Here is a 16,524-nt window from a genome sequence, read left to right as displayed (position 1 = left end):
TTCCTTGCCCTGGATTTGCGTGCTTCAGGGCGCGGACCCGCGTAGCGCCAGAGCCCTAGGCATGGACGGGGCTGTGATACTTCCCCGGCGCTAAACTGTCCGTCGAGCTGACTAGCGTAACTGTTGTTAGAACACGTATTCGAATAAGATTGAGTCAGTAGGGTTGAAGGAGTTGCACGTGGGCATTTTTACCGAGTCGATCCAGGTTTCCTGCGCCCCAAGCGGGGTGCCGTTGCGGGTTTCCTGGCAGGGGTGCGAATATCGGCTGGTCGCCGAGCCGCAACGGTGGTTCGAACGCCGCAAATGGTGGGACGAAAACCTGCGCATACCCCGCGGAATCGGCGCCGGACTAGCGGATTACGAGATCTGGCGGCTGGAGATCACCCGAGCGGCGGGCCGCGGCCCCACGCGGAGCATCGACGTCAGCTTCGACCCGCAATCCACGCGCTGGCGGCTGATCAGGGTGAATCAGGAGTTGCCAATCAGCGCCTGACCGGGCATAAATGCACATCTTTCGAAACTTTGTTCTAATGGTATTCCTACGCTGTTTCGAAGGATCCGCCCATGAGCTTCACCCACCTGAACGTCACCTCCTCCTATAGCGCGCACTATGGCGTCTCCAGCCCGCCCCAGCTGGCGGCCGCCGCCCGCGCGCAGGGAGCCGAGGCGCTGGCGCTCACCGACCGAGACGGGCTCTTCGGCGCGGTCAAGCATGTCGGAGCCTGCCTCGCCGAGGGGCTGCGCCCGATCCTCGGAGTGAACCTCGCGGTACTTGACGGCCAGGGAAAACCCGCCGGACGCATCATCCTGCTCGCCCGCGGAAACACCCAAGGACGCGGATACGCCGCGCTGTGCCGCGCGGTCTCCGCGGCGCACCAGAACCCGCGCGGAATCATCGGGCTGAGCCAAGCCGACCTGGCGCAGCGGCTGGCCGGCGGGCAACTGGTGCTGCTGCTCGGTGCCGAATCCGACGTGTCGCGGGCCATCGAGCGCGGCAAGTACTCCCAGGCCCGGGCGCTGATGGCCCACTGGAAGAAGCTGGCCGGCGGGCAGTTGCGCGCAGAAATCACCACCCACCTCTCCGCTCCCGGCAAGCGCTACAGCCTGGGCTTCGCCAGCAAGCTGCTGCGCTTCGCCGCGGAGCTCGGCGTCGCCCCGGTGCTCAGCAACGCGGTGCGCTATGCCGATGCCGATGGGGCGGTCACCGCCGACATCCTCGACTCGGCCCGGGTGCTGGGCAGGCTCAGCGCCTTGGAAGAGCTGCAGCCCACCGGGCAGGGATGGCTGAAAACCCCGGCCCAGATGCACCAGCTGGCCCAAGATCTCTCCCGGGTGACCGAACGCGCCTGGGCCTATAGGCTCCTGCGCAATACCGAGCAGCTCTCCGACTGGGCGGCGCTGGATGCGCATACGGATCTTGGCTGGAAGCAGCCGGTGATCCCCGAAGCGAAAATCATCGGCTTGCACCGTCCGGCCCAGCAGGAACTGACCGAACGAGTTTTCGCCGCCGCACCGCGTCTGCTGCCGAACACCAAGCGCAGCGAGATCGAAAAGCAGCTGGCTCTGGAGCTGGGGGTGATCGAAAGGCTGGACTTCGCCGGCTACTTCCTCACCGTCGCCGAAACCGTCAACCTGATCACCGGCATGGGCGTGCGGGTGGCCGCCCGCGGCTCCGGAGCCTCCTCCCTGGTCAACTACCTGCTGGGGATCAGCCAGGTCAACCCGCTGCAGCACGACCTGGTCTTCGAACGCTTCCTCTCCGATACCCGCACCACCTTGCCGGATATCGACATCGACGTGGAATCCGCGCGCCGCCACGAGATCTATCACAAGATCTTCGACACCTATGGGGAGGAGCGCGTAAGCCTGATGAGCATGCAAAACGCCTACCGGGCACGCGGCGCCGTCCGCGACGCCGGAGCCGCCCTCGGCCTGGAGCAGGAACAGGTCGACGAGATCGCCAAGCAGCTCTGGCGCTTCTCCGCCTCCTCCTTCCGCGAGGCGCTGGAGGAAAAGCCGGAACTCGCCCCCTTGGCCAAGCGCATCACCTCCGACGGGCAGCTGGACATCCTCATCGACGCGACCGAACGCCTGGACCGGCTGCCGCGGCATATCTCCATGCACCCCTGCGGGGTGATCCTCTCCGACGCGAGCCTGCTGGACCGCACCCCGGTGCAACCCTCCGGGATGGGGCTGCCCATGAGCCAGTACGACAAGCACGATATGGACCTGATGGGGCTGATCAAGCTCGACGTGCTCGGGGTGCGCATGCAATCGGCCATCGCCTACACGCTAGCGGAGATCAAGCGCCTGCATCCCTCCCGGCAGTCGGTCGCCCGCGCCGGGGGACACCGGCAGCCGGAGTACATCGAAGCGGACGGGCAGATCGACTTCGCCCGCGTTCCGCTGGATGACCCGATCACCTACGAGCTGATCCGCTCCACCCACACCCTGGGCTGCTTCCAAATCGAATCCCCGGGCCAACGCGAACTGATCGGCAAGCTCGCCCCCACCGAATTCAACGACCTCATCATCGACATCTCGCTCTTCCGCCCCGGACCCATGCAATCGAATATGGTCAAGCCCTACCTGGAGCACCGCCACGGTTTTGCTCCCGAGCAGTTCCTGCACCCGGATTTGAAGCCCGCGCTCGCCGAAACCCATGGGGTCACCGTCTTCCACGAACAGGTGCTGCGCATGCTCCATGTGATGACCGGCTGCACCCTGGGGATGGCAGATGTCTACCGGCGGCATCTGGGCAACCCGGCCCAGGAACCCGCGGTCGAAAAATTCTTCCGCACCAACGCTGCGCGAAAGGGCTACGCGCCGGAGATCATCGACAAGGTCTGGAAGGTGCTCGCAGGCTTCGGCTCCTTCGGCTTCTGCAAGGCCCATGGGGCGGCCTTCGCCGTACCCACCTACCATTCGGCCTGGCTGAAGGCGCACCATCCCGAGGCGTTCCTCGCCGGCATCTGGGAGCACGACCCGGGCATGTACCCCAAACGCCTGCTGGTCTCCGAGGCGCGCCGGATGAACATTCCCATCCTCCCGCTGGACGTCAACCTCTCCACCGGCCATTACCGAGTCGAACGCGTCTTCGAACATGCCGTGCGCGGCACCCCGATCGTCCCGCGCGCCGCCGGAACCATCCGCCCCGGCCAATACGGCATCCGCCTGGCCTTCCGCGACATCCACCAGCTGAGCGAACGCGAGGTCACCCGGCTGGTCGCCGGGCAACCCTATGACAGCCTCGCGGACGTCCGCCAACGCGCCGGCCTGTCCCGGCGCAGCTACCAGAACCTCGCGGCGCTCGGCGTCTTCGATTCGCTCCTTGCCGGCACCAGCAGGGCGGACACCATCGCCCACACCCAATCCATGGCGCACGCCAGCATCCCGGCCAAATACCGGCCCGGCCCCGGACAGCTCGCCCTGCCGCTGGGCGCCATTGAGCACATCAAGGCCACCGGCGCGCAGCTGAGCACCGAAGAGGTAGTGCGCACCGAACTGGACCTGCTGCACCTGGACGTGAGCGAACACCTGATCACCTCTTACCGCACACGCCTGGCCCACCTGCCCATCACCCAGGCGGTGGAACTGCTGCACCTGCGCAACGGCGCCGAGGTGCTGGTGGCCGGGGTGCGCATCGCCACGCAGACCCCGCCGATGCGCGGAGGCAAGCGGGTGGTCTTCATCTCGATCGACGACGGGTCAGGCTGTGTGGATGCCACCTTCTTCGATGACACCCAGCAGCGCACCGGACCGCTGCTTTTCTCCACGCGCATGCTGCTGATCCACGGCATCACCCGGCGCACCGGCCCGCGCGGCATCTCCCTGCAGGCGCTGAACGCCTGGGACCTGCACGCCCCGGAGACGCTGCCGGGCGCCGGGTACCTGGAATCGGCGGCCCGCCCGAAACCCAGCTACCGGCCCAAGCTCGGCCAAGGCATCGCGGGAGGGCAGAGCGTGGGCGAACTGGCCAAGCGCATGGACGCCGAGGGGCTGGACCAGCGCGGGGCTTAGGATCATTGCATGAGCACCAGTCCAGACAACCGCCCGCGGCGCCTGCGAACGGAAATTCCCAAGCCGCTGGATCCGGCCCTGGTGGCAAGCCTGAGCGCGGCAGACCTCGGGCTGCGCCGCGGAGTCGTTGCGCTGGCTGCGCCGTCGCCGCGCTGGGCCGAGGCCTTCACCGGCGTGGCGAACGTCTTGAACGCGACCCGGCCCGCAGGTATCGGGGCCATCGAGCATATTGGCTCGACCGCCGTTCCCGGGCTCGCCGCCAAGCCGATCCTCGACCTCGCCATCGGGTTCGCGGCGGAGGCAAATCTAGACCGCATCCATCCGTGGTTGCTGGGCCTGGGCTTTCTCTGCCTCGGCGAAAAGGACGCCAGCCGTCCGGATTTGATGTATGGATTCGAAATCGAACCGGGAATCCGGCTGGTCAACGCACACGTCATCGAGCACGGATCACCCGAATGGACCGGCTACCTGGCCTTCCGGAACTATCTGCGAACGCACGCAACCGAACGCGACGCCTATGGCGCGCTCAAGCGGAGCGTGGCGTTGCAGAACCCCGGGGACCGCATCGGCTACCTCGCCGGCAAAGCGGAGTTCATCCATGCGCGGCGCTCGCACTGAAGAAAACGGGCCAGCAAGCAAACCGCAGCCGCTAAACCGACGTCACATGCCCGTCTGCACCAATGACGAACGACGGATTATGCACAAAATCCCAGCGGAACCCGTCCGGATCGGCCACGCAGGCACTCATCCCGCCCCACGGCTGCACCGTCGGCTCGGACACCGAGCTAGCCCCGGCATCCAGCGCTCGCCGGTAGTGATGTTCGACCTCGGTATCGGAGCGCACATTGTGGCCCAGGGATACCGGGGGAGCCTTCTCGCCGTGGCCGATGTTGCCGTATTCGCTGGGCATCTGCGAGACATCCCACAGCGCGAGCATCAGTCCGTGTCCGGCGCGGACGAACGCGATCTCCGGGTGGGCCGGCTGGACCAGCTCGAACCCCAGTCCCTCGGTATAGAACCTTGTTGAAGCACCGACATCGCGCACGCCGAGGGTGATTGCGCTGATGGTCGGTGGGGCCGACTTGTTCATGGCTCAAGCCTAGGTCCAGAAGGATCCAAACGGTAGAGGTTCTGCACCCTTGGCGCCTACAGGTAGTTCCACTGCTCGGTCGGCGGCAGCGGGCGATGGGTGGTGTGCGGCTGCTGGCCGTAGGGATCGGGGAAACGTCCATGGTGTGCGCGGGCCAGTCGCTTGCCGCCGTGCGCCGCACCGGTGCCGCGGGACCCGTCGCCTGGGTTGGCGTCCACCGGCGCCTCGGCGCTGCGCTGCCGCTTATCCGCCGTCGTTGCCAGCTGGACTTCATTCCACTGCCCGGTGCCGGGGATGCCGCGAATCAGCGGGGAGCACCACGCGCCCAGTGCGGCGAGCATCACCAGCGTGCCGAAGAAGATCAGCGTGGGTCCCATGCCCAGCCACTGGATGCCGATACCGGCGCACAATGGCGCCAGCGGCAGGGCCGAGAGCGCCATGAAGGTCACCAGCGCGCTGGCCCGACCGGCCATCTCTGCCGGGATCACCGCCATGAAGTACCCTCCGGCTCCGGCATTCAGCGCCGGCACGCTGAGGAAGGACAGCGCCAGCATCGCTCCCATCCACCACAGGCTGGAGCCGAACCCCATGAGCAGGCTGCCCAGCCCCAGGGTTGTGAGGCAGAGGCAGGTCAATGGGCCGGTGCGGAAACGGTCGATCAGCCCGGTAGCCAGCAACGAGCCGAGCAGCATGCCCACGCCCATGCACGTGGAGACCAGTCCAATCACCCACGGCGCCTCGCCGCGCTGCTGCAAACCATAAATCAGCGTGGTGGCAACGCCGTTGGTGCCCAGGTTGACCACGACTATCAATAAGAGCAGGGTCCGCAGCTGGGGCCGGGCGAAGCACCAGCGCATCCCCGGCAGCACTCCGCCGGCGATGCGCTCGGCGGGTTGCTTCGAGGCGCCGGGCATGCTGCGGGCGCTGCGCAGCGGGGCGGCGAGCATCCGCCCGGCCACCGCCGAGATGAGCTGCAGGACGCTGACCAGAAGCAAGGTGAGGCCCGCGCCGAAGCTCAGGAGCATCCCGGCCAGCGGAGCCGAGGCCAGGGTCAGCGTCGCATCGCGGCCCTGGTTTGCCGCCATCGCACGGCCCAATTGCCCGGGGTGCACCGCATCCTTCAACGCGGCGTTGCTGGCGCTCGAGAAGTATCCCGAGCGCAGCTCCATCAGCACATGAGCCACGCAGAGGAGCAATGCTCCGAGGGTTCCGGTCCAGGCCGCCACCGCCAACGCCCCGGAAAGCGCCGCGCCGGTCAATCCGCCGAGCACGATCATCCGCGTCCGCTCGGCCCGGTCCGCCATCGCTCCGCCGGCCATGGTCAGGCTCGTGCGGGCGAGCAGCCCCAGCGCCGCCAGCGCTCCGGCTTGGGCGGGGGAGCCGGTGGCCGCGAGCAGCAGCAGGGGGAGGGCGAATTGGTAGATGCCGCCGGCCAGCAGGGCCGAGGTGTCCGCGGCCCACCAGCGCCGGTAGGCAGGTTGGGAGGAAAGCCGGGGAAGCCTAGTAGCCTCGGGCGCAACGGCGGGTAGATCCGGAGCTGGGGTGAGCGTCATGAATCAACCATAAGTCCGCAAATAATATTGCGCAATAGAACTTGCGCAATTTAAATTGGGGAATTGCTATGCTGTGCTCATGAGCCACAACGAGCCGCCGGTCACATTCACTACGCCCATGCTCAAAGCCATCGCCAACCCCCTGCGGCGGCAGATCCTCGACACGCTTTCTGCCATGGAAACGGCTCGTGCGGCAGATCTGGCGCTCACCCTGGGGATTCCAGCAAATAAGGTCAGCTTCCACCTGCGCGAGTTGGCCAAAGCCGAGATGATCGTCGAAGTCCCCGAGCTGGCTCGCGACAAGCGGGATCGCGTGTGGAAGCCCGCGGCGCGCGGGTACACCACCGGCGAGGTAGGGGAGCGGCCGGAAGATCAAACCGGAACCGCCATGGATGCATATCTGGGGCAGGTCATCCATGATGAGCAGCGGCGCCTCCAGGCTGCCTTGCGCCATGCCGAACAGCACTATCGGGGGCAGCAGCCCGGGCCGGTCAAGGCGCAGATGCAAACGAGCAATCTCATGCTCACCCAGGATGAAATGCAAGAGCTCATCCACCGGATGGAAGAAGTGGTCCCGGCCTTCCGCGAAGACTTGAAGAGCGGCAAGATCGCCAGCGCCCAGCCGGTGGAATCACGCCAGGTGTGGCATGTCATGAGCCTGTTCACCGAGGAGTCCTTGTTGAATGAATCATATGGCGAGGATCAAACGCCGTAAAACCTGTAGTGAACGCACGCTATGGCGGAGTCCTGAACTAAACTGGACTCTGGCTGGCTGTGGCCAAGGTATGCCACAAGCTATGAAGCCATCACAGATTGAAAGGCAGAACCCGATCTCATGAGCGAGCAGCGCACTCTCACCATCGATGGCGAGCAGGTCCAGGTGGACGCGGGAACAACCGGTTTGCAGTTCTATGCCAAGGATAAAGACGTGGTTGTTATGCACGTCGACGGCGTATTGCGCGACCTGGCCCGCGAACTCGAAGCAGGCACCACCGTCACCCGTGTCACCATCAGCGATCCGGAAGGGTTGGAGGTGCTGCGCCACTCGACCGCTCACGTCATGGCCCAGGCCGTACAGCAGCTGCGCCCGGACTCCAAGCTCGGCATCGGCCCCTACATCACCGACGGCTTCTACTTCGACTTCGATGTCGAAGAGCCGTTCACCCCGGAAGATTTGAAGCAGCTGGAAAAGATGATGCAGAAGATCATCAACCAGAACCAGCTCTTCGCGCGCCGCGAGGTCACCCCCGATGAGGCCAAGGCCGAAATGGTCGACGAGCCCTACAAGTGCGAGCTGCTGGCCAAGGCGGACTCCGATGACACCTCCGGCGAGGGCGTCAACGTTGAGGTCGGCGCCGGCGAAACCACCATCTATGACAATGTCGACCGCAAGTCCGGAGAGACCGTCTGGAAGGACCTGTGCCGCGGCCCGCACCTGCCGAACACCAAGCTGATCAAGAATGCCTTCGCGCTGACCCGTTCGGCCGCCGCCTACTGGCTGGGCAGCGAGAAGAACAAGCAGCTGCAGCGCATCTACGGCACCGCCTGGCCCACCAAGGAAGACCTCAAGGCCTACCAGGAGCGTCTGGCCGAGGCCGAGCGCCGCGACCACCGCAAGCTCGGCGCGGAACTCGACCTGTTCTCCTTCCCGGACGAGCTCGGAAGCGGCCTGCCGGTGTTCCACCCCAAGGGCGGCATCATCAAGCGCGAGATGGAAGACTACGTGCGCGATCGCCACGTCGAAGAGGGCTTCCAGTACGTGGGCACCCCGCACATCTCCAAGGACGGGCTCTTCCACACCTCGGGCCACCTGCCGTACTACGCGGACACCATGTTCCCGGCGCTGCATATCGATGAGGAGCGCGACGAGGACGGTAACATCACCAAGCAGGGCCAGGAATACCGGCTGAAGGCAATGAACTGCCCGATGCACAACCTGATCTTCCGCGGCCGTGGCCGCTCCTACCGCGAACTGCCGCTGCGCCTCTTCGAATTCGGCCACGTCTACCGCTACGAGAAGTCCGGCGTGGTCCACGGCCTCACCCGTGTGCGCGGCTTCTCCCAGGACGACAGCCACTCCTACGTCACCAAGGAGCAGGCACCGGCCGAGGTTGAGCACCTGCTGAACTTCATGCTCTCGCTGCTGCGCGACTTCGGCATGGACGACTTCTACCTGGAGCTATCCACCCGGGATCCGGAATCCGATAAGTTCATCGGCACCGCAGAGCAGTGGGAGGAAGCCACCGAGGTGCTCGAGCGCGTGGCCACCGAATCCGGCGTCGAGCTCGTTGCCGATCCGGGCGGCGCGGCCTTCTACGGCCCGAAGATCTCGGTCCAGGCCAAGGACGCCATCGGCCGCACCTGGCAGATGGGCACCGTGCAGTACGACTTCAACCAGCCGGCCCGCTTCGGCCTGGAGTACCAGGCGGCCGACGGCTCCCGCCAAGAGCCGGTGATGATCCACGCGGCGAAGTTCGGTTCCATCGAACGCTTCCTGGGTGTGCTCACCGAGCACTACGCCGGCGCCTTCCCGGCCTGGCTCTCCCCGGTGCAGGTTCGCGCCATTCCGGTGGCCGAGGCCTTCAACGACTACCTGGCCGAAGTGGTGGCCAAGCTGAAGGCCCAGGGCGTGCGCGTGGAGCTGGATGACTCCTCGGATCGCTTCCCGAAGAAGATCCGCAACGCTTCCAAGGACAAGATCCCGTTTGTGCTCATCGCCGGTGGCGAGGATGCCGACGCGAATGCGGTCTCCTTCCGCTTCCGCGATGGCAGCCAGGAGAATCAGGTTCCGGTCGATGACGCGGTAGCCCGCATCGTCGAGGCCATCAAGAGCCGCGACAACAGCAACTAGTACGGGCAAGGGAGTCCATGGGTATGCAACACCACGCAGATCGGTCCGTCACCGACGATTTTGAACTCGCCGGCGTGCCGGATTCGTTCCAGCGCCTGTGGACTCCCTACCGCATGGCCTACATCAAGGGCGGGCAGGACCAGGTCAAGGACGAGGCCAGCTGCCCGTTCTGCGCCGGTCCGAAGCGCACAGATGAAGAAGCGCTGATCGTGCACCGCGGGAAAACCTGCTACGTGATCCTGAACCTGTTCCCGTACAACCCGGGCCACCTGCTGGTCTGCCCCTACCGCCACGTGCCGAACTATACGGACATCACGCTGGAGGAGACCGCGGAGATGGCGGCCCTGGCCCAGCAATCGATGCGCGTGCTGCGCCAGGTCTCCAACCCTGCCGGTTTCAACCTGGGCATGAACCAGGGCGAGGCCGGCGGTGCCGGGATCGCCGCGCACCTGCACCAGCACATCGTGCCGCGCTGGAGCGGGGATGGAAATTTCTTCCCGATCATCGCGCAGACCAAGGCCATCCCGCAGACCCTCTCCGAGGTCCGCGAAGCCATTGCCGGCGCCTGGGATAGCGAAAGCCCAGCCTAGGAATCGCCACTGCTTGAGCCGGGGCGGCAAGAATGCTGAATCGTTCTTGCCGCCCCGCGGCTTTTAATGCCTTTCTGCCCCGCCTGATCTGGTGACTTGAAGGATCAAATCCGAAGCCACGTAGCTAGACTGATGCTGTCCGCTCAAGATCCACCCGCAGTGCCGGAGGCAATCCATGAACCCTAGCGCAGGCCACGGTCTTATGCCCTTGCCCCCGCCCATGGCGCTGCCAAGTGCCGCAGAGCCACGCGAAACGCTGGAGGCGTCCTGCGGGCCAAAAACGGCCAAGCACGAGCTGGCGAACCTCGCGGCCAAGCTGCCGGTGCCGAAGATTTCTACCGGTGAGTCCAAGGCCCGGAAGTGGGAAGCGGTGCATGCCGCGCACTCCGGCTTCGGCGATTGCGCGGCCCTGTCCTGGAGCGAGAACGCCGGATCCGCCAAGCATCGCGGCGACTTCCCGCCCGGTTGCGCGCCATGACATCGACCGGAACCCTTGAGGAGCTCCGTGCCTGGATCATCGGCGGGACAGAGCATGAAATCCGTTTCGCGGTCCAAGGCGCCGCGCGGTATTCGATCGGCACCCTGGTCGAGTTGCTCGAGGAGCTGCATTTTGACTACGACGAGGCCTGCGACAAGTTCCTGCTCGGCTGGCTGGAAACACTCAGCCCGATGGAGCGCCTAGCGGCCGCGCTGCGAACCGAGCACTTCTACCAGCTGGGTCTGTGCGCGATCCCGCATGCGGCGGATCGCACATTGCTGCAGGTACTGGACTCGGTGGAGCCAGCAGTCGAGGAGCTGGCCGAAAACTTCGAATCGACCCATCGCCGCGCCAGCGATCCGGATCCCTCTTTCACCAAGCGCTACACCTCGCGCCTTCTGGCCTACGCAGGGCAACTGCGTTCGGTGGCAGCGGATATTGGCAACGATGCGCCGCTGCTGCGACATATCTCCGCTGAGGTGGCGCGCCTGGAGCAGGCAAATCCGGAAGGGCGCGGACAGCCGGAAAAATACCGGGTTGCGGACGCCCTGGAGGCCGAGCCTGAAATCCCATTCAAAAAACGTGTTGACTAGTGATTTGACGTGAAATCTCAATGTTACGCACTAACCGGTAACTAGGGGATGAATCTACCTGTAGTCATTTGTGACGCAACACGGGAGGTAATAAAGCAAAGCGCTCCTACGATTACTGGCATAGCACCATTGTGCAATCACGTGTTCGAAAGGAATTTCCCGAAAATGTCATCAGCAGATCAGCGTCGCGATACCGTCGTCGGCTCCCAGCGCGTCAAGCGCGGCATGGCCGAAATGCTTAAGGGCGGCGTCATCATGGACGTTGTCACTCCAGAACAAGCACGCATCGCCGAAGATGCCGGTGCGGTGGCAGTGATGGCACTTGAACGCGTTCCTGCCGACATCCGCGCCCAGGGCGGCGTCTCGCGGATGAGCGACCCGGACATGATCGACTCGATCATCGCCGAGGTCTCCATCCCGGTGATGGCCAAGGCCCGCATCGGCCACTTCGTCGAGGCGCAGATCCTGCAGTCCCTCGGCGTGGACTACATCGACGAGTCCGAGGTGCTTTCCCCGGCGGACTTCGAGCACCACATCGACAAGTGGCCATTCACCGTGCCGTTCGTCTGCGGCGCCACCAACTTGGGCGAAGCCCTGCGCCGCATCAACGAGGGCGCGGCTATGATCCGCTCCAAGGGCGAAGCAGGCACCGGCGATGTCTCGAACGCCACCGGGCACATGCGCAAGATCCGCGCCGAGATCGCCAAGCTGGCGGCCCTGCCAGAGGACGAGCTCTACGTGGCGGCCAAGGAACTGCAGGCCCCGTACGAACTGGTCAAGGAAATCGCGCACACCGGCAAGCTTCCCGTGGTGCTGTTCACCGCCGGTGGCATCGCCACCCCGGCCGACGCTGCGATGATGATGCAGCTGGGCGCCGATGGCGTATTCGTCGGCTCGGGCATCTTCAAGTCAGGCAACCCGGAGCAGCGCGCCGCTGCCGTCGTGAAGGCCACCACCTTCTACGACAACCCGGATGAGCTGGCCAAGATCTCCCGCGGTCTGGGCGAAGCGATGGTCGGCATCAACGTCAACGAGCTGCCAGAGCCGCACCGCCTCTCCGAGCGCGGCTGGTAATAGCTGCCAACTGACACTCTCCGGGGTCACATTGCCTGTAATTGGTGGCGTGGCCCCGGTTCGTTATGCCCGTCGCTGCAGGGAGATGCGTCGATCAACGGATAATTGCGGTTGGCAGATGGTGAACTTCCGACGAGCACGAGACGCAATATGAATCTGCACTGGAGGCGGGCACAGCTTGGCACGACCCGCCCGCACAGTGGCGAGTCCACGTAGTTCATTCGAAAAAAGGGGCTACTTCGTTTCATTCGGGTGGCTCGTGTCAACCTGTTCCAGGAAGACCGTGCGCTCGTGGACATAGAACCAGATGCGGGCCGCGCCCTTCGCTGTCCGCTTATGTTGCCACCGCTCGTGCGACGTCTCCCCGCGGGAGATCATGCCGAGCTCGTCCTTGAGCCTATAGTTCAACCGCCAAGGCATTTTCGTCACGCGAGTGGTCGAGCGCGAGGACTAACCCGACGTTGCGCTGGCCCGGTGCGTTCTGCGGATTCCCGTAGTGCCCAATGAGTCGATCAATCTGTTCCTCGACGGATAGCCACGGCTTCATGTACACCGCCATGGGCCTGCCAACAAAGAAAATCAGCCCGCGCCTTGCGGCAACGGGCTGATCATGATGACTAGAAGTCTAGCGCAATGAGCTTGAGCACCTGCCTCTTCTGGAGGCGAATGCGCCGTTGCCAATGCGAACGACGATCAGTTCTTGCCAGTCGACAGCCGGCAACCGCCGAGGGTTTTCGGCCTTCGCGAAGAGTTCCGTTCAGGCGCCGGTGCCGAGCTTGCAGTAGCTCCGAAAAATGGCAGACTGAGCCCATGACACAGATCATTTTCGACGCGGCCGTCACCCTGAATGGCTTCTTGGCCGATGAGAACCACAGCCTGCAATGGCTCTTCGACGTGCCCGGTGCCGGCGAACCCGATCCGGGACTGCTGCCGCAGAACGTGGGCGTGCACGTGGAGGGCGCCAACACCTACCTATGGGTGCTGGAACACGAAAATCTGCTGGCCGAACCGGCCAAGTGGCAAAAGCTCTACGGGGACAAGCCCACCTACGTCTTCACCCATCGGCAGCTGCCGATCCCCGAGGGGGCGAACGTGAAACTAGTCAGCGGCTCGGCCTCCGAGCAGCTGCCGGAGCTCCGCCGCGCGGCGGGCGAAGCTGATATCTGGGTGCTCGGCGGAGGGGAACTGCTCGGCCAGTTCCTCGATATCGATGCGCTCGATCGACTCGCGCTGACCATTGCTCCGGCGACGGTGGCCGGGGGAGCGGCCCTGCTGCCGCGCAGCATCGGCAGCGAGCGGCTGGAGCTGGCCGAGGCGCGCCAGGCTGGCCCCTTTGCCCGGCTGGTCTACCTGGTCAAAACCCTGGCCTAGGGCAAACAGGAGTTAAACGGCTGTGGCGGGACCCGGTGAAAACCGGTGTCCCGCCACAGCCGCAAGCCGCAATCTAGTTCCAGGAACGCAGAATCATATGCCTTCCGCGGCCGAGCAGACGCAACCCATTGGAGCTGAAGAATTCGGCACTGCCCGGGGTGCACGCGGCCAGCAGCTCCTGGGTTTTTTCCTCATCGGGCGGATCCAGCGGGTTGATCAGCGAACGCGACAGCCCGTGCAAGAGCGCGGTCCCCACGCCCTGGCGCCGATAGCCGGTGCCCACCGCCAGGGAATGCACCATCAGCTGCCCGCCCAGACCCTGCTGCACGAATCCGCGTCCGACGATATCCCCCTCCTCGGTGCGCGCCACCGCGTGCTCCACGCGGCGCAGCGCCGGGTGGCCGCTGGAGAGCTGTGTGGAGGTCTCGCGCCACAGATTCGTCACCTTCAGCTCGGCGGCATCCGGGCCGGTGGCCTCGGGAACGTTGTTGCCCAAACGGATTTTTCCCTCCCAGCGATTCATCGGGATCGCCAGCCGTCCGGCATGCCAAGCGATCTGCGCGCTGTCGGTGAATCCGGCTTCCTTCAGCCCCTTGGCATCGGACCCGGAGTTCACCCAGGCCTCCACCCGTTGGGCACCCAGCCGCATTCCCTCGGCCAGCGCCGGACGCAGGCCCGCGGGCTCGGCCTGCTCGGGGAAGAGCAGCACCAGGCGCTTGCGCACCGGCTGCCAGGCCCAAGAACAGCCGTGGGTGGTAAAGATCTTGCCGCCGGTGGCTACCGCGAGGGCCTGCTGCCAATGGCTGAGAGCTTCCTGCGCGGAGGCAATTGTCGTCATTATTCTGCGTTCACCAATCCTCGACGGCGCAACAGCGGTTCGACCCGTGCGCTGCGACCGCGGAACATTTCGTAAGACTCAAGTGGATCGCGCGTATTTCCACGCGCGAGCAATTCCTCACGGAACCGCATTCCATTTTCGCGCATTAAGCCCCCGTTTTCCTCGAACCACTGCACAGTGTCGGCATCCAGTACTTCGGACCAGATGTAGGAGTAGTACCCGGCCGAGTAGCCGTTGGCGAAAATATGCTGGAAATACGCGGTCCGATAGCGCGGCGGGATCAACTCTGGGGTGAACCCGAAGTTGGTCAATGTCTCACGCTCGAATTCTTCCGGGTCGGTGATGCGCGTTCCGGGCTCCAAGGTATGCCAGGCCCAATCGAGCACGCTGGCCGCCAGGTATTCGGTGGTCGCGAACCCCTGGCCCCACAGCTCGGCCGCGCGGATCTTCTCAATCAGCTCATCCGCCAGCGCCTCGCCGCTCTCATGGTGCCGCGCATAGCCGCCGACCACCTCGGGATGCAGCACCCACATCTCGTTGACCTGCGAGGGGAATTCGACGAAGTCCCGCGGCACCGAGGTCCCCGAGAGCGTCGCATACTTCCCGTCGGAAAGCAGACCGTGCAGGGCATGGCCGAACTCGTGGAAGAGCGTATTGGTCTCATCCAGAGTCAGCAGGATCGGCTGCCCGGGCCCCGGAGCCGGGATATTGAGCGTATTGGTGACGATAGGGCGTTCGTGAAGATCCGCGGCGGCGTCGCGGATCGAGGTCATCCAGGCCCCGCCCTTCTTCGTTTCGCGTGCCAAGAAGTCTCCGCTGTACAGGCCCAGCGGGCTCCCGTCGGCATCGAATACCTCCCACACCCGCACCTGCGGATGGTAGGTCGGCAAATCGAAGCGTTCGCTGAAGCTGAGCCCATAGAGTTTTCCGGCGGTGGCGAACACGCCCTGGTGCAGCACCGAGTCCAGCTCGAAGTAGGGGCGCAGGGCCGCCGAATCCACCGCATAGCGCTCGCGCAACACCTGATTGGAATAGTAGGACCAGTCCCAGGCGTTCAGCTGACCGCCGGCCAATTCGCGCAGCGTTTCCGCTTCTGCATCCGCGTTCCGCACCGCGGCCAGGGTCAGCTCTTTCAGGCGCGTGGCCACCGCCTGCGTGGAGGGTGCCGTCGCGTCGGCCAGCACGGTTTCGGCATGGTTGGCATAGCCAAGCAGTGCCGCCCGATCTGCCCGCAGCGCGGCCATCTCCGCGGCCAGTGGCAGCGTTGAATTTTCGTTCAAGCCGCGGCTGAGCGACGCTTCGAATACCTTGCGCCGGGACTCCGACCGAGCCAAGGATGCCAGCACCGGCTGCCCGGTGGGGGAGACCAGCGGCAAGAGCCATCCGGACTCGTGCCCGGCGGCTGCGGCCGCGGCGCGGGCGGAGTCCAGCTGGGCCGGTTCCAGACCTTCAAGCTCTTGGGCATCGGCAAAGTAGACCGCGTGGGCGTTCTGGTTTTCCAGCGCCTTGCTGGAGAACTCGGTGGACAGTTGGGAAAGCCGCGCATTCAGCGACTTGAGCTCTTCCTTGGCTTGCGCGTCCAATCGGGCGCCAGCAAGCTCGAAGGATTTGAGCGTCTCTCCGGCCAGCCGGGCATCTTCGCCCTGCAGTGTTTCCAGGTCTACACCGCGCAGCCGCGCATAGAGATCCGGGTTCAGCTGGATCTCGTCGCGCTGTGCGGTCAGGATGCCGTTGAGTTCGGACTGGATCTCGCGCAGCTCTTCGGTGCCGTGCGCCGAAAGCACGCTGAAATAGGCCATGAGCGTGCGGCGCAGCAACTGCCCGCTGCGTTCCAGCGCGAGGAAGGTGTTCTCGAAGCTCGCCGGGGCAGAGTCGGCCACGATGGCCGCTATCTGTCCAAGGTGCTCCTCGGCACCGGCATGGGCGGCCTGCAGGTAATCTTCGGCAGTGATATTCGCGAAATCTGGCCACTGATAGGGCAGCTGGCTGGGGTTCAGAAGCGGGTTTGGCATAGTGCCAGATAACCACAGGACACGTGATTTAGCTTGCATTAACACGGTCGCCCA

16 protein-coding genes are annotated in these 16,524 nt (G+C 64.8%); 10 read left to right on the top strand and 6 right to left on the bottom strand.

The genetic code is table 11. The features are described from left to right. The first annotated feature begins 178 nt into the window (after positions 1–178). The 3 genes from CQ017_RS01485 to CQ017_RS01475 all read left to right on the top strand — a co-directional run bounded on the left by CQ017_RS01485 (position 179) and on the right by CQ017_RS01475 (position 4,638). On the top strand, positions 179–493 hold the full coding sequence (locus tag CQ017_RS01485; RefSeq protein ID WP_105552190.1) for a DUF6504 family protein: 315 nt from the start codon (positions 179–181) through the stop codon (positions 491–493). 71 nt (positions 494–564) lie between these two features. Further along, the gene (locus tag CQ017_RS01480; RefSeq protein WP_105552189.1) at positions 565–4,020 is read left to right on the top strand and encodes a DNA polymerase III subunit alpha; all 3,456 of its coding nucleotides are present in this window, start codon (positions 565–567) and stop codon (positions 4,018–4,020) included. Between the two features lie 9 nt (positions 4,021–4,029). Further along, a complete protein-coding gene (locus CQ017_RS01475) occupies positions 4,030–4,638 on the top strand; it encodes a GrpB family protein (RefSeq protein WP_105552188.1) in 609 nt (202 codons plus the stop codon). Positions 4,639–4,669: 31 nt separating this feature from the next. On the opposite strand, the gene CQ017_RS01470 is transcribed toward CQ017_RS01475, so the two are convergent. Continuing rightward, positions 4,670–5,110, bottom strand: coding sequence for a VOC family protein (locus tag CQ017_RS01470; protein ID WP_096284872.1), 441 nt, complete (start codon positions 5,108–5,110; stop codon positions 4,670–4,672). 56 nt (positions 5,111–5,166) lie between these two features. Next, positions 5,167–6,663: an MFS transporter gene (locus tag CQ017_RS01465; RefSeq protein ID WP_105552187.1), complete on the bottom strand. Its 1,497-nt coding sequence runs from the start codon at positions 6,661–6,663 to the stop codon at positions 5,167–5,169. A gap of 79 nt (positions 6,664–6,742) precedes the next feature. Here CQ017_RS01465 and CQ017_RS01460 point away from each other — a divergent pair, with 79 nt between their 5' ends. The 6 genes from CQ017_RS01460 (at position 6,743) to pdxS (ending at position 12,249) form a co-directional block, all read left to right on the top strand. After that, positions 6,743–7,378: a helix-turn-helix domain-containing protein gene (locus tag CQ017_RS01460; protein WP_105552186.1), complete on the top strand. Its 636-nt coding sequence runs from the start codon at positions 6,743–6,745 to the stop codon at positions 7,376–7,378. A gap of 120 nt (positions 7,379–7,498) precedes the next feature. Further along, positions 7,499–9,514, top strand: coding sequence for a threonine--tRNA ligase (gene thrS / locus CQ017_RS01455; protein WP_105552185.1), 2,016 nt, complete (start codon positions 7,499–7,501; stop codon positions 9,512–9,514). A gap of 23 nt (positions 9,515–9,537) precedes the next feature. Further along, on the top strand, positions 9,538–10,104 hold the full coding sequence (locus CQ017_RS01450; protein WP_181150480.1) for an HIT domain-containing protein: 567 nt from the start codon (positions 9,538–9,540) through the stop codon (positions 10,102–10,104). A 175-nt stretch (positions 10,105–10,279) separates the two neighbouring features. Continuing rightward, positions 10,280–10,582: a hypothetical protein gene (locus CQ017_RS01445; RefSeq protein ID WP_146112401.1), complete on the top strand. Its 303-nt coding sequence runs from the start codon at positions 10,280–10,282 to the stop codon at positions 10,580–10,582. Then, on the top strand, positions 10,579–11,175 hold the full coding sequence (locus tag CQ017_RS01440) for a hypothetical protein (RefSeq protein ID WP_105552182.1): 597 nt from the start codon (positions 10,579–10,581) through the stop codon (positions 11,173–11,175). Before CQ017_RS01445 ends, CQ017_RS01440 begins: the two co-directional genes overlap by 4 nt. Positions 11,176–11,340: 165 nt before the next feature. Next, entirely contained in the window at positions 11,341–12,249 is a 909-nt protein-coding gene (pdxS, locus tag CQ017_RS01435) for a pyridoxal 5'-phosphate synthase lyase subunit PdxS (protein WP_096284856.1), read from the top strand. Positions 12,250–12,483: 234 nt separating this feature from the next. Here pdxS and CQ017_RS18015 read toward each other — a convergent pair whose 3' ends face one another. Next, positions 12,484–12,657 (bottom strand): hypothetical protein, encoded by a 174-nt coding sequence (locus CQ017_RS18015; protein WP_181148294.1) that lies wholly within the window; start codon positions 12,655–12,657, stop codon positions 12,484–12,486. Beyond that, a complete protein-coding gene (locus CQ017_RS18010; RefSeq protein ID WP_181150479.1) occupies positions 12,647–12,796 on the bottom strand; it encodes a hypothetical protein in 150 nt (49 codons plus the stop codon). Before CQ017_RS18010 ends, CQ017_RS18015 begins: the two co-directional genes overlap by 11 nt. A 263-nt stretch (positions 12,797–13,059) precedes the next feature. Between CQ017_RS18010 and CQ017_RS01430 the strand changes: the two genes are divergently transcribed. After that, positions 13,060–13,620 carry a dihydrofolate reductase family protein gene (locus CQ017_RS01430; protein ID WP_105552181.1) on the top strand — a complete coding sequence of 187 codons (561 nt, stop codon included), beginning with the start codon at positions 13,060–13,062 and terminating at the stop codon, positions 13,618–13,620. 73 nt (positions 13,621–13,693) lie between these two features. Here CQ017_RS01430 and CQ017_RS01425 read toward each other — a convergent pair whose 3' ends face one another. Next, positions 13,694–14,458: a GNAT family N-acetyltransferase gene (locus CQ017_RS01425; RefSeq protein WP_096284850.1), complete on the bottom strand. Its 765-nt coding sequence runs from the start codon at positions 14,456–14,458 to the stop codon at positions 13,694–13,696. Further along, positions 14,458–16,470 carry a M3 family metallopeptidase gene (locus tag CQ017_RS01420; protein WP_105552180.1) on the bottom strand — a complete coding sequence of 671 codons (2,013 nt, stop codon included), beginning with the start codon at positions 16,468–16,470 and terminating at the stop codon, positions 14,458–14,460. The genes CQ017_RS01425 and CQ017_RS01420 overlap by 1 nt, the downstream gene beginning before the upstream one ends. Between the last annotated feature and the right edge of the window lie 54 nt (positions 16,471–16,524).

Origin of the sequence: Arthrobacter sp. MYb224 (genome assembly GCF_002975455.1) — a bacterium.
Classification (GTDB): domain Bacteria; phylum Actinomycetota; class Actinomycetes; order Actinomycetales; family Micrococcaceae; genus Glutamicibacter.
Note: the sequence above shows the minus strand (reverse complement) of the source record. Positions and strands in the feature narration are given on the sequence as shown.

Coding starts and splice junctions, on each gene's coding strand:
- CQ017_RS01480 (WP_105552189.1), top strand. CDS start 565: ATGAGCTTCACCCACCTGAACGTCACCTCCTCCTATAGCGCGCACTAT.
- CQ017_RS01475 (WP_105552188.1), top strand. CDS start 4,030: ATGAGCACCAGTCCAGACAACCGCCCGCGGCGCCTGCGAACGGAAATT.
- CQ017_RS01470 (WP_096284872.1), bottom strand. CDS start 5,110: ATGAACAAGTCGGCCCCACCGACCATCAGCGCAATCACCCTCGGCGTG.
- CQ017_RS01465 (WP_105552187.1), bottom strand. CDS start 6,663: ATGACGCTCACCCCAGCTCCGGATCTACCCGCCGTTGCGCCCGAGGCT.
- CQ017_RS01460 (WP_105552186.1), top strand. CDS start 6,743: ATGAGCCACAACGAGCCGCCGGTCACATTCACTACGCCCATGCTCAAA.
- thrS (WP_105552185.1), top strand. CDS start 7,499: ATGAGCGAGCAGCGCACTCTCACCATCGATGGCGAGCAGGTCCAGGTG.
- CQ017_RS01450 (WP_181150480.1), top strand. CDS start 9,538: ATGCAACACCACGCAGATCGGTCCGTCACCGACGATTTTGAACTCGCC.
- CQ017_RS01445 (WP_146112401.1), top strand. CDS start 10,280: ATGAACCCTAGCGCAGGCCACGGTCTTATGCCCTTGCCCCCGCCCATG.
- CQ017_RS01440 (WP_105552182.1), top strand. CDS start 10,579: ATGACATCGACCGGAACCCTTGAGGAGCTCCGTGCCTGGATCATCGGC.
- pdxS (WP_096284856.1), top strand. CDS start 11,341: ATGTCATCAGCAGATCAGCGTCGCGATACCGTCGTCGGCTCCCAGCGC.
- CQ017_RS18010 (WP_181150479.1), bottom strand. CDS start 12,796: ATGAAGCCGTGGCTATCCGTCGAGGAACAGATTGATCGACTCATTGGG.
- CQ017_RS01430 (WP_105552181.1), top strand. CDS start 13,060: ATGACACAGATCATTTTCGACGCGGCCGTCACCCTGAATGGCTTCTTG.
- CQ017_RS01425 (WP_096284850.1), bottom strand. CDS start 14,458: ATGACGACAATTGCCTCCGCGCAGGAAGCTCTCAGCCATTGGCAGCAG.
- CQ017_RS01420 (WP_105552180.1), bottom strand. CDS start 16,470: ATGCCAAACCCGCTTCTGAACCCCAGCCAGCTGCCCTATCAGTGGCCA.